The 13,876-nt window shown below is 35.9% G+C and carries 7 protein-coding genes and 1 tRNA gene; 7 read left to right on the top strand and 1 reads right to left on the bottom strand.

The genetic code is table 11. The annotated features are described in order from the left end of the window. Positions 1-27: 27 nt before the first annotated feature. The 4 genes from rseP to R2Q77_RS10775 all read left to right on the top strand — a co-directional run bounded on the left by rseP (position 28) and on the right by R2Q77_RS10775 (position 2,541). Positions 28-1,344 carry an RIP metalloprotease RseP gene (gene rseP, locus R2Q77_RS10790; protein ID WP_316803746.1) on the top strand — a complete coding sequence of 439 codons (1,317 nt, stop codon included), beginning with the start codon at positions 28-30 and terminating at the stop codon, positions 1,342-1,344. Positions 1,345-1,422: 78 nt separating this feature from the next. Next, a complete protein-coding gene (gene hscB / locus R2Q77_RS10785) occupies positions 1,423-1,959 on the top strand; it encodes a Fe-S protein assembly co-chaperone HscB (protein ID WP_316803745.1) in 537 nt (178 codons plus the stop codon). Positions 1,960-2,058: 99 nt separating this feature from the next. Next, positions 2,059-2,370: a DUF3817 domain-containing protein gene (locus R2Q77_RS10780; protein WP_316803744.1), complete on the top strand. Its 312-nt coding sequence runs from the start codon at positions 2,059-2,061 to the stop codon at positions 2,368-2,370. A 91-nt stretch (positions 2,371-2,461) separates the two neighbouring features. After that, a tRNA-Leu gene (locus R2Q77_RS10775) sits at positions 2,462-2,541 on the top strand. A gap of 386 nt (positions 2,542-2,927) precedes the next feature. Here R2Q77_RS10775 and R2Q77_RS10770 read toward each other — a convergent pair. Continuing rightward, positions 2,928-6,989, bottom strand: a complete 4,062-nt coding sequence (locus R2Q77_RS10770; protein WP_316803743.1) for a two-component regulator propeller domain-containing protein — start codon at positions 6,987-6,989, stop codon at positions 2,928-2,930. Positions 6,990-7,251: 262 nt separating this feature from the next. Here R2Q77_RS10770 and R2Q77_RS10765 point away from each other — a divergent pair, with 262 nt between their 5' ends. From R2Q77_RS10765 to R2Q77_RS10755, 3 genes are all read left to right on the top strand, one after another. Next, a complete protein-coding gene (locus R2Q77_RS10765) occupies positions 7,252-10,464 on the top strand; it encodes a TonB-dependent receptor (protein WP_316803742.1) in 3,213 nt (1,070 codons plus the stop codon). A gap of 57 nt (positions 10,465-10,521) precedes the next feature. After that, complete coding sequence (locus tag R2Q77_RS10760) at positions 10,522-12,303, top strand: RagB/SusD family nutrient uptake outer membrane protein (protein ID WP_316803741.1); 1,782 nt, start codon at positions 10,522-10,524, stop codon at positions 12,301-12,303. 63 nt (positions 12,304-12,366) lie between these two features. Continuing rightward, a complete protein-coding gene (locus tag R2Q77_RS10755; RefSeq protein ID WP_316803740.1) occupies positions 12,367-13,869 on the top strand; it encodes an alpha-L-fucosidase in 1,503 nt (500 codons plus the stop codon). Positions 13,870-13,876: the final 7 nt, after the last annotated feature.

Below are 13,876 nucleotides of genomic sequence, written 5' to 3'. Positions count from 1 at the left end.
TCTAACATAAAAATTTTATAAGAGAATATGAATGGATTGATTATGGCGGGGCAGCTTTTGCTCGGATTGTCTTTATTAGTAATCTTACACGAATTAGGGCATTTCCTTGCGGCAAGGGCGTTTGGTATTAAAGTAGAAAAATTTTATTTGTTTTTTGATGCATGGGGTTTTAAATTGGTCAGCTTCAAAAAAGGTGATGTAGAGTATGGTGTGGGATGGCTGCCTTTAGGTGGCTATGTTAAAATTGCCGGAATGATTGATGAGAGTATGGATACCGAGCAAATGGCTCAGCCCGCGCAACCATGGGAATTTCGCTCTAAACCTGCATGGCAACGCTTAATTGTAATGCTGGGCGGTATTATTGTAAATATTATTGTGGGTATCCTTATTTTCTGGATGCTTACCTTTAAATATGGAGAAACTTTTACTCCAAACAGTGCCGTTGTAAACGGAATTCAGGTAGGTAAAGTGGCTTCAGATATCGGGCTTAAAAATGGCGATAAGATTTTAGCCATTAATGGTACCAAGGTAATCAAGTTTGAAGAAATTAAAGGCTCTAAAGTATTAATGGGCGGTACCACGCTAACCATCATCCGTGGCGATAAAACGCTTGAAATTAAAGTTCCTGATAACTTTTTAGACCAATTAAAAGATGGTAAAGCGCTTTTTGTTGAACCTCGTGTAAAAAATATTGTTGATACGGTTTTAAAAGGGAGCGCTGCTGAAAAAGCCGGCTTAAAAATAGGCGATAAGGTAACCAATGTAGATGGCATCCCGGTTGTTTACCAGGATGAAGTAAAGCCAATTCTTGCAAAGAAAAAGGGCAAGAGTGCTATACTTTCTGTAATCAGAGCAGGAAAACCTATGGAATTGACTGTAAATGTAGATACTACAGGTACAATTGGTTATTTAGGTAATTTTAAAGAAATTAAACGTACCACAACTACTTATGGTTTCTTTGCGGCACTTCCGGTAGGTGCCAATATGGCCTGGAGTACATTTGCAGATAATGCAAAAGGCATTGGTAAAATGATTACAGGTAAGGTAAGCGCCAGAAACATCAGCAGTCCGGTTGGTATTGCCAAAGCTTATGGAAGTAACTTCGACTGGATTAAATTCTGGACCTTAACCGGATTAATTTCTATGGCTTTAGCTTTTATGAATTTATTGCCTATCCCAGGCTTAGATGGTGGGCACGTTGTGTTTCTTTTAATTGAAATGGTACAACGGAAGCCTGTAAGCGAAAAAGTGCTTGAAAGGGCGCAAATGGTTGGCTTCGTAATCCTGATTGGTTTAATGGTATTTGCTTTCGGAAACGATATCTTAAAATCTTTCGGTAAATAAACAAATTTATATATTGGCCGCAGCTGTATTCCATTGCTTTCAATGAGTACAACTGCGGCTTTTTTAATAAATATAAGCATGACTGAAAAAAGAGAATTACCTGATTATTTTGAATTTTATGAATTGCCGGTTCAGTTTAATCCTGATTTAAATGCTGTAAAGGCCAGGTTTTATGCGTTTAGTAAAAAATATCATCCGGATTTTTATGCGAATGAAAGTGAGGAAAAACAGCAGGAAGTTTTAGAATTTTCTACCTTAAATAATAAAGCATACCAGGTTTTAAGCAATCCGGCTAAGCGTTTAAAATATGTGCTTGAATTAAAAGGTATTGTAGAGACCGATGAAGGCTACCAGTTGCCTCAATCGTTTTTAATGGAAATGATGGACGTAAATGAAGCATTAATGGACTTGGAGTTTGAACCTGATGCAAATAAGCTTTTAGAAGTGAGTAAGGAAGTAGATGCCATTGAACAGAAGTTAAATGCTGATTTATTAACTTTAACAAGTGCATATAGTGAAAACCATCCGGACGCCGCACAACAGTTAAGCACTATTAAAGATATTTTTTACCGTCAGAAATACATTAGCAGGATAAGAGAACGTTTACCAAAATAAATAGAAGATTTTAGTTCTAAAACACTGTATTGTCAAATCATTTTTTAGTTTTTGTTTGGTAAAACCTTTGTTTTACTTTCGGAGCAAAACAATCAGATTATGAACAGTTCAATTTCCATTTTTCGCAAAGTAGCCGTTGCTGAAGGAATATCCTATCTTCTTTTATTATTTGTTGCTATGCCTTTAAAATACTTTGCCAATATGCCTTTGGCAGTTAAATATACGGGGTGGGCGCACGGCTTATTATTTGTGCTTTATGTGGCAACTTTGGTATTGGCCTGGCAAGAGCAAAAGTGGAAATTTGGTAAAGCTGTTTTAATTTTTGTAGCTTCATTATTGCCATTTGCACCATTTGTGGTTGATAGAAAGCTGAAAGACGAACGTCCTGAAAACATAAACGGCAGTATTTAAGTCGCTTATCAGATTATTTAAATCTAATTTAAAATAATTTTGCGATTTTGCCTTTCGTTATATACATTTGCATCCCGCTGAATAAGCAAATGCCCAGCTGGCGGAATTGGTAGACGCGCTGGTCTCAAACACCTGTGGGAAACCGTGCCGGTTCGACTCCGGCGCTGGGTACAATCGTTCGTAACACCGATAGGGATTACGAACGATTTTTGTTTTAAGTTCTATTGAAATGCTAACCTAATTTAGAGTGTCTCTTTTATTTTTAATACAAAATATCGTCATTTTGGATAGTATTGATTAAATGACCATATTATTTAGAAATTAGGATTAGACAATTTTTTGGATAAACCATAATAAACTGACCCTGTCCCATCAGAAATAAATTCAATGTAAATTATTGCTTGTCTTCATGTTAATGTTTTGGCGGAGAGGGGACCAATTGGATTGGTTTTTCCATTAAACCCTGCTTTCTCACAAGTGGATCAGCATATTTATGAATTGAGTTCAACAGAAAACCTTATTGCAAAAGATGTTGAAGAAATTTTAAGCAAAAAAAATTATTTGGTTTTTTCAGAATTATTACGGTAAACCCTTGGTGTGTAACCATATTGTCTTTTAAACTCGCGGCTAAAATATTTTGGATCATTAAATCCAATTAGAAATGATATCTCAGAGATGTTGTGCACTCTATCTTCGAGTAGAATGGCAGCCTTTTTTAAACGGATAGATTTAATAAAATCATTTACAGATAAATCTGTTATTGCCCGTATCTTTTTATATAAAATAGGTTGACTCATGCCAACTTCTTTAGCCAGTTCCGGTACCCCAAAATCTTGATCAACCATTCGTTGTTCGATGAATTGAATAACTTTTAGCATAAAGGCATGATCGATAGCATTTACAGTTGTTTCGCCAGGTTTAAGATTTGGTTGCTCACTGAACTTTTTTCTTATGTTTTCTCGAGATTGCAATAGATTTCTAATGTTTAACATCAGTAATTCTATTCCGAACGGTTTGGTTACATATGCGTCTGCACCAGTTTCCAATCCATCAACTTGTTGAGGATATGAGGCCCGAGCCGTTAATAAGATAACAGGTATATGAGAAGTTCGCTCATCTGTTTTTAACTGTTTGCATAACTCTAATCCATTCATTACTGGCATTACCACGTCCGAAATGATTAGGTCGGGCAAATGTTCCGTGGCAATTTCTAAACCTATTTGTCCGTTTTCAGCTTCAAGGATTTGATAAACTGATCCAATAGAACTGTTAAGCATTTGTCTGATTTCAGGATTATCTTCTACAAGTAGTATCGTTTCAGTACGCTTTTTACTAAATACTATTTCCTGAGCTAAAACATTTGGGGCTGGTACAGGTTCTGAAAACGCAATGCTTGTGTATTTACTTTCGTTTAAGGGGTTTTGTTCCAGCTTGTTTAGCCAGGTATCATCTTTTTTCAAAAGAACGGTAAAACAGGTATTTCTTGAGATTGTTTCATTTTTTGGCCTACTCTCTATTAGAATTGTTCCTGCGTGTGCAGTTACAATGCTTTTAGATAAAGCCAAGCCAATACCCGAGCCAATATGAACAAAATCAGGGGTATCTACCTGAAAGAAATCAACAAACAATTTATCTTGACTTTCTTCGGGGATACCAATGCCATTATCGCTTATCAGTATTCGAACATCTTTTTTAGCCTCCTCAATTAAAACACTAATTTTGCCATTGTTATTGGTGAATTTAAATGCATTAGAAAGGAGATTAAAGAATACTTTTTCCATTTGTTCTTTATCGAACCAAATTTCAATAGGTTGTCCATCGTAATTAAAGATGTATTCAATTTCTCTGGTTTTGGCTAAATGTTCAAAAGAATTGAAAATATCTTGCGTAAACTGAACAATATCCAGTTTTTCTACATGCAGTTTTAGGTTTCCAGTTTCTGTTTTTCTAAAATCCATAAGTTCAGTTATCAAACGCATTAAGCGATCGGCATTTTGTTTTATGGGGGCAACCTGCTTATTTATTTCAGGTAAATTTTTGGTGCTTTTTAATAAGCTCTCTAAAGGGCCAAGTATTAAGGTTAAGGGAGTTCTGATTTCGTGCGAAATATTGGTGAAAAACTGCAGTTTCATTTTTTGTACGTCTTCCGTACGTTTTAATAAAGCACGGATAAACAAATAGCGAATAATAAGGAATAGCGCTGCAACAAATAATAATGCATAAAGCAAATAAGCCCACCAACTGGCCCATACCGCTGGGCGTATAAGAATTTTTACAGAAGCCGTTTTCTCTCCAGGAATACCATCATTATTAACACCCCTAACTATAAACTGATATTTGCCAGCAGGTAAATTGGTATAAGTAGCACTTGGTGTTGAGGTATAAGTCCAGTCTCTGTCAAAGCCCTCAAGTTTATACGCGTATTTATTCTTATCAGGCTTTATGTAATTTAAAATGGCAAAATCAAGGGTAAATTGATTTTGCTCATGATTAAATATTAGCGTTTTTCCCTCATTTAGTTGTTCAGCCAATAAACCATCCTGACCATTTATATCTACTTGTTGGTTAAATAATTTTAGTCCAGTGAATACTAAAGGCGCAATAAAATTGTTCAATTGAATATCTTTAGGATAAAAAGAGGTTAGCCCGTTTATGCCGCCCAAAAATATTTCGCCTTTACTATCCACAAAATACGATCGGGCATTAAATTCATTTCCTGCTAAACCATCGCTTTTAGTATAGTTTCTAAATCGGCCGCTGCCTGGATGCAATTCTGATAAACCGTTAGTGGTACTGATCCATAAGTTGCGGTCCTCGTCTTCAATTATGCCCAGAACGTTATCATTAATTAAACCGTTTTTCTCTCTATACGTTTTAAAAGTATTTGTTTTAGGTTTGTATATACTTAAGCCACCAAAATAGGTTCCGATTAGGATTTCTTTTGCTCTGGTTTCGGTTATACAATTAATATAATCTGATTGAAGTGTATTGCTGCTTGTTTCGTTTTTTCTAAATAAGGAGAGTTCTGTCGTTTTCGGGTTATATCGATACAACCCTGCATATGTGCCAATCCAAATGTTTTCCTGACTATCTTCAAAAATGCTTGAAACACCTCTGTTATGCATGTATCGATTTAAAATACTTTTGCTTGTTTTATCTGGATAGTTGCCATTCTTTTTCTTTAGGGTGGTCAGGCCGCTGGCAGAGCCTATCCATATTGTACCCTTTTTATCAACCTGAAGTGCAATAATTTCTGCGGTTCCTATTGTACCTAAAGAATCTTTTACATTTTTAATGTGTCGGAATTTTCCAGTAGATGGGGTGAATATATTAATTCCGCCTCGGTGCGTTCCAATAATAAGATTATCACTTTCCGGCCCTTCCTTCCGCATAATTTTAACAAGGTTGGAGCTAATGCTAAAAGAATCGGCGGGATTGGTTTTGTAACTTTTAAATGAGTTCGTTTTCCGATTAAAATAGTTAAGTCCACCACCTTCAGTTCCAATCCATAAATTATGCTCTTTATCTTCTAAAACTGAGCTTAACACATTTCCACTTATGCTTGGAACAAATTTGCTGTTGCGATAAATCTTAAACTTAGTCGATATTGGGTAAATGATATTTACGCCACCAAAATAGGTACCTATCCAGGTATTAAGATTCCGATCCGTGAAGATGCTATGAATAGAATTATGGCTTATGGTGCTATTAATCTCTGGATCATGCTGGTAATTGGAGAAGATTTCATTGTTGGGATTTAAAATACTTAAGCCATCCTGAGTGCCAATCCATAATAAACCCTTATTGTCTATATTTATTTCCCTAATATCATTATGAATAACTGAATTTGAATTGTTATTGTCGTGCTGAAAGATTTTAAATGTATGGTTTGAGTAATCGAACCTACATAAGCCGTTTGCTGTACCGAGCCAAATATTTCCGTTAAGATCGGACGCGATTGAAGTAATATAACTGGAAGGTAACGATAAATAAGTATCTATCTTTTTATATTGGTATTTGCCGTTTTTATTGGTTAAAACAATTAAACCATTTCCTGTGCCAATCCAAAGGTTTCCATGTTTATCTTTAAAAAGCGCATAAATGCTATTTATCGGGTCTGTAACAATTGGGCTAAACAGAAAGGTTTTGAATAAGTTTTTTTCTTTGTTGAGCAGAAGTTTTAATCCATTTAAAGTACCAACCCAAATATTTTTAGCATCATCTTGATAAAGAACTTCAATGCTATTACTGCCGAGTTCTTTAATACGAGAAAAAGTATCTTTTTGTTTGTTGTATTGATTTAAACCACTTGATGTACCTACCCAAAGCGTTCCTTTGGCATCAGTTAACAAGGATGTAACTTCTCCAGAAGAAATGCTCGAAGAATTTTTTTGTGCGCTTTTGTAAATTTTAAAGTAATGGCCATCGTAACGATTAAGTCCTTGTCTGGTGCCGAGCCAGATAAACCCAGCACTATCCTGTGCTACAGAAATTACAGAATTTTGTGATAAGCCATTTTCTACGGTAAGACTGGATGAGGAAAGCTGAGCCTTTGCGGGAGGAGAAGCAAAGAAAATAAAAAGATAAAATAGCAATAAGGCATGTTTATTATAGCTCATATTCAAGTCCGTACACAAATATGTAAATATCATTTTATTTATCCTCATTTATCTGCTAATCATTGGTTTTTAACCATATGTTATCGATTTTTCTACCTTATTTTTTAGAATTTTCATCTTTTTTTTGTGTTTAATATTCCAGCTTTGGTTTAACCAATATGTGTAATCAAGTTAGGCTTGATTATGCAAAATCAATAAACTAACCAGTTATATGTAGGGCTATTCTTGCCGACTTATAACCACTAAACAAATTTAAATGATTATGAAAAAACAACTACTTCAAAAGTGTTACTTTTTGGAGGGCTACCAAAAGCTGTTATTGTTACTAATGTGCTTATTGCTCCCAAGTGTAACTGTACTTGGCCACTCGCAAGGTTTCACAATAACTTTAAATTCCTTATTTAAAAAACAAGTATTAGTTAAAGGCGTGGTTAAGGATTCTGAAGGATTACCTATTCCAGGTGTAAGTATTGTAGAAAAGGGAACAAAAAGCGGAGCAGTTACAAATGGACAGGGTGAATTCTCTATAAACGTAAAAGCCAACGGCTCAATACTAATTATTAGCAGTGTGGGCTATTTAACAAAAGAAGTGACAGTTAGTGGCGTTTCTTTAAACATTATTCTTGAATCTGATCAGAAATCGCTGAGTGAGGTTGTTGTTGTTGGGTACGGTACACAGAAAAAAGCAAACCTTACGGGGGCAATAAGTCAGATTGATTCGAAAATGCTGGAAAACAGACCAACTGGAAATCTTGGGCAAGCACTCCAAGGCCTAATGCCCAACTTTAATGTTAGCATTTCAAATGGTAGCCCCAATGCAACACCAAGTTATAATGTTAGGGGTGGAACTTCTTTCTTTAAAGATGCCAATGATGGAAATAAGATCAAATTTTCTGCTGGTTCTCCTTTCATATTGGTAGATGGCATAGAAATGGACCCTAACCTTTTAAACCCTGAAGATATCGAATCGGTTACTTTATTAAAAGATGCGGCGTCTGCTGCAATTTATGGAGCAAGAGGTGCCTTTGGTGTTTTATTAATCAAAACCAAATCTGGTAAAAAAGGGAAATCGATGGTAAACTATTCCAATTCTTTCCAATGGAGTACACCAACAGCAATTCCGGATATTTTGGATGCCTATACAATTCAGGATGCCATCATTAAAGCTGCTGCTTTAGAAAACACATCGGCAGGATCAAATGAGATACTTAAGCTCCAAAAAATTAAGGAATACATGGATGATCCAACCCATCGTGATCCTTATTATTTTGCGGATAATGATTTGCAGAAAAACAATATTATCTGGATAGGAAATGTAAACCCTTATAAAGAAGCTTTACTTGATTATTCGCCAATGCAGAAACATAATCTTTCCATTTCTGGAGGAAATGAGAAGAACTCTTATTACGGATCTTTTGGCTACCAAAACCAGGATGGATTGTACAAAATAAATACAGATGTACTTAAACGATACAACGCTTTGCTTAATGTATCATCACAGGTAAATGATTGGTTTAAGATAGACTTTAAAACGGGTTACAATACCTCAACTTACACCGAGCCGGTAAATCCATCGGGTAAAGGTGGCTGGTGGACTGCAATGTCGCAAGAGCCTGGGCGTAATGTAAGTATGCCAATGTTGGTGCCCTCATCGTTAGGGGTAAAATCAAAGTATACCGATAATATACTTTCTTTTATGGATTACGGTTCTTCGAATAAGGAGGCAACTTCAAATATGATTTTAACCGCTTCGCCAACGATAACATTAAGTAAATCTTGGTCGGTAAAGGGAGACATATCTTATTTAAATAATCGTTTTATTCAGAAAACCATTCTGCCAACTTTAGAGCGATTAGAAACGACGAGAAATTCAACTACAACTGTTCAAACCAATCCAGATTATATATATCGGTATAACTTTAACTCAGATAAATACACCTTGAATTTATATACTGATTACACCAAAACTTTTGGTGGTAAGCATAACTTTAGTGGCTTGTTAGGTTACAATCAGGAATGGTATATTGATCAGAGTGTATCTGCTCAGCGTAATGGCATTAATGTTAATGTACCAACGCTTGGGCAAGCGCAAGGAGAACGTACGGTTGGCGATAGTGAATCGCATTGGGCAGTACAGGGGTTATTTTATCGTTTAACTTATAATTATAATGGTAAATACCTTTTCGAATCGAATGGACGTTATGACGGGACCTCAAAATTCCCTTCATCAACACGCTTTAAGTTTTTTCCTTCTTTTTCGGCAGGTTGGCGTGTAAGTGAAGAATCTTTTGCACAATGGATGAAACCTGTTGTAAATGATTTTAAACTGAGAGCTTCATATGGTAGTTTAGGAAATCAAAATGTTAGAAATTATCTATATATATCAAATTACGGCACTACTTCTCAAATTCTATACCTTCTAAACGGCATAAGGCCGGTTGGAATTACCCCTCCAAATTTAATTGATCCAAATCTTACCTGGGAAACCGCAACCACCATAGATTTTGGTTTTGACATGGTGGCTCTTAAAAATTTCGAAATTAATTTTGACTGGTACAGAAGAAGAACAACTGATATCCTGACGGATGGTTTAAAGTATCCTGCAGTTTTGGGCGCATCATCGCCACAGGTTAATTCGGGTACAATTGATACCAAAGGCTGGGAGTTGATTATGAAATATAAAAACTCTACAGATTTTGGCTTGAGTTACGATGTAGCTTTAACGTTAGGCGATTATCAATCGAAGGTGGTTAAATTTGATAATAACCCAAACAAACTTATTAGTGATGCAACCCTTTACGAAGGGCAGAAAATGGGCGAAATATGGGGTTATGAAACCTATGGTATTTACCAATCGCAGGAAGAAATTACTGCTGCGCCATCACAAAAATTAATTTCATCAGGTTTATGGTTCCCTGGAGATGTGCGTTATAAAGATATTAATGGCGATGGCCAGATTGCTTTTGGAAATAATACTGTCGGGAATTCTGGAGATAGAAAAATTATTGGAAATAGCACGCCAAGATATCAATACGGTATAAATTCAAATTTCCGTTATGGAAACTTTGACCTGAACTTTTTTATTCAAGGTGTTGGAAAACGTGATTTATGGATTGGTAATAACTTGTATTGGGGTGCAGGAACTACGGGTACTTTCGAAACCTATAATAATTCATGGACATCAGAGCGAACTGATGCTTTTTATCCAGCCTATAAAAATGCTCCAAGAAATAGACAAGTACAAACCAGGTATTTAGCAAACGGAGCCTATTTACGTTTGAAAAACTTAGCTGTAGGCTATAATTTGCCAACAAGCCTGGTTAAAAAAATAAGCTTTCAAAAAATCAGACTTACTGCATCGGCCTATAACTTATTCGAGTTCAAACATGTTCCCGATACTTTCGATCCAGAAGTGGTTAGTATGTCCTATCCAATTATCCGCTCGTATGCATTTGGTTTACAAGCTATATTTTAAAGGCATAACACAAGAAATGATCATTGATAAAAGATTGAACTCATAAAAACTACAACAATGAAAACTAATTTAAAAATATATATAAGTGGCATTTTATGTATGCTAACCTTATTTGCCTGTAAAAAAGACTTCCTCGATCGTTATCCATTGGATAATATTGTTGACTCAAATTATTGGAAAAATGAAAATGATTTAAAGCTGTATGCCAATAGCTTTTATCCAAGGTATATTGTTGGTTTTGGAACCGACTATGCCGACGGAACAGTTCAGCCTTACGGTGTAAATGTAAATACTTTGGTATACGGAGATGTAATTACGGATAATGCTGCACCCCTAACCTATTCTAAAGTGGGCACAAATGAATACATCAGTTATCTTTCTGGCGGAAGTGGTTCTGGCGGATGGAACTTTGAAGGGATTAAGCAGCTCAATTTTTTTTTAGATAATTATAAAAGAGCAGAAGTATCAACCGATGTGGCCAATAAATATTTAGGCGAAATTTATTTCTTTAAAGCATGGGATTATTTTGAAAAAGTTAAACTGTTTGGTGATGTGCCTTGGTTAAGTCATTCGCTTAACATAAACTCCCCAGAGTTAACGGCAGCAAGAACTCCAAGAGCACAGGTTATGGATTCGGTTATCAATATTTTAGATAAAGCCATTATCTATCTTCCAGCTAAAGGAGCAGAAGAAAGCAATCGTGTTAATAAAGATATGGCTCTGTTTTTAAAATCAAGAATTGGTTTGTACGAAGGGACATATAGAAAATACCATAATGAATTAGGGTTAGATGTTAATAAATTTTTAAAGTATTCAACTGAAGCATCAGAAGCACTTTTGAATAAATATAGTTTAGTACAGGGCGATAAAAACACGGTCTATAACAGTTTGTTTGCAACCGAAAGCTACCGTAGCAATACCGAAGTGGTACTTTGGAGAGAATATTCTGCAACATTAAATTATGGTGCTGCATTTAGCCGTTATTTTGCTCAAAACCTAAGACATCAGTTTGGTGCTACACGGAGTCTTGTAGATGATTATTTATGTACCGATGGACAAAGTATTTCAACAAGTTCTTTGTTTCAGGGAAAAGGTTCCATTCAAACGGAGTTACAAAACAGAGATCCAAGATTGAGTCAAACCATCTGTAATTTTGGAACCTACGCACTGGCCAATACAACCATACAAGGTGCCAACAATGCGCCATTACCAAATATACCAGGCCTTAGCGGAAATAAATGCCCTACAGGTTATCGCCTAGCTAAATGGTTTTATAATAGCCCTATTGATTGGGATAGGGTAACCAGTGGCCAACAGGCAGCACCAGTTTTCCGTTTTGCAGAGATATTATTAAATTATGCAGAGGCAAAGTATGAGCTCGGAGAAGCCAATCAAACCGTAATTGATCAAACCATTAATAAATTAAGAGATCGTGTTGGTATGCCACGTTTAACTGTAGGCAACGAACCATTGGATCCAAGATTAGATGCCATTTACCAAACTTATTTAGGGAAAACAATTGCGCCATTACTTAGAGAGATTCGCCGAGAAAGACGTGTTGAAATGGCCTTTGAAAATACACGCTGGGATGATTTGATGCGTTGGAAAACAGGGAAACTTATAGATGTACCTGTAGAAGGAATTAAGTTTGTACAAACACAGTTTCCAACGGTGGTCGTAAATAAGGACATTTATTTAAGTACCGAAGGATATATTTTGCCTTATGCAAAAACAATCCCTACAGGGCGTAAATTTGATGAAACCAAAGCTTATTTATTCCCGATTCCAAGTGAGGATTTATTGCTTAATAAAAACCTGGTTCAAAACCCCAATTGGTAGGGGTTTTGAACTATTGTAGAACAAAGAATTAATGAAATATTTAAAAGTTGTATTAGTCCTCTGATGAAAAACATATTAAAATATACATTAACAGCGATTTTTGCATTAGCGGCTATAAATAATGCAGCTGCACAATGGACGGGTCCTAAGAAAAAACCTTCTGAACAAGTAGAAGTTAAATTTGGATCGTTAACTCCAATGCATCGTACCGATGCCAATATGCAAGCTTTTCGTGGTTACGGATTAGGACAATTTATTCACTGGGGAATTTATTCTATTGCAGGTAACGAATGGAATGGCGTAAGCGCCAGAAGTGGAGCGGCTGCATCAGAATGGATTCGTTCGTGGAGTGGACCAACAGCACCTAAAGATTGGACAAAAACCTACGATAATCTATATAAACAGTTTAATCCTAAGGATTTTGATGCTAAACGCTGGGCTAAACAAGCCAAAGACATGGGGGCAAAATATGTAATCTTTACAACTAAACACCATGATGGATTTGCGCTTTGGCCTACAAAATATTCAGACTATAATATTTCTAAATCTCCTTACAAAAAGGATATTGTTAAGCAAATAGTAGATGCATATACTGCCGAAGGCATTGACGTGTATTTATATTTTTCAGTTTTGGAATGGAATAATCCTAACTATGTAAGTAAGGCACCAAAAACGGAGGAAGAGCGGAAAAACTTTGATAAATTTCTACAATATACTCGAAATCAATTATTAGAGTTGTTGAAAAACTATCCGCAGATTAAGGGTTTCTGGTTTGATGGGACCTGGGATGCTTCTTGGAAAAGCGCTTATGAGTTTACATATAATTTAGAGAAAGAGCTACGCGAAAAACACCCAGGTTTAATCATCGGATCACGTTTCCGTAACGATGAACATGGTTCACGACATTTTGATTCGAACGGCAATATTTTGGGCGATTATGAACAAGGTTGGGAGCGTAAATTACCTGCAGAATTTGAATGGTTAAACGGCAATGACTGGGATGCGGTAATGACAATTCCACCAAATGGATGGGGCTATATGAAAGATTGGTCTGGTATTTATACCAAAACCACTGATGATTTAGTAGAGATGTTAATGCATTCGGTATCTATGGGGGGTAATTTTGTTTTAAATTTTGGTCCCGATGGTAATGGAAATATGCATCCTGAAGAGAGTAAAATAGCAACAGAAATTGGCCAATGGATGAAATTAAATTCGGAAGCGGTTTATGGAGTTCAACACGCCGCATTAACCCCTTCTAAATTAGGCTACTTTACGCAAAAGGCAGATCATCTTTATTTAACAGTTTTTAATAAACCTGTTAATAATGTTGTTCGCATTGCGGTGCCAAAAAATGCAAAGCAAGTTCCTGGTACAGCAGCGCTTTTAATCAATAGCCAGAAATTGGAACTGAAACAATCAGATATTGGATTAGATTTAGATAAGAACACTTATTATGATGTAATACTTCCAAAAGATTTCCTAATAACAAGTGCATTTGTAATTAAAATGAATTTAGTTACGCCTAAATCAAAATCTGCCAAACTAATGGAAGCGAAGATGTAAATGGAAA

The sequence above is a fragment of the Pedobacter nototheniae genome, assembly GCF_032678625.1.
In the GTDB taxonomy this organism is placed as follows: domain Bacteria; phylum Bacteroidota; class Bacteroidia; order Sphingobacteriales; family Sphingobacteriaceae; genus Pedobacter; species Pedobacter nototheniae_A.
This window is presented reverse-complemented; position numbering and strand designations above follow the sequence as displayed.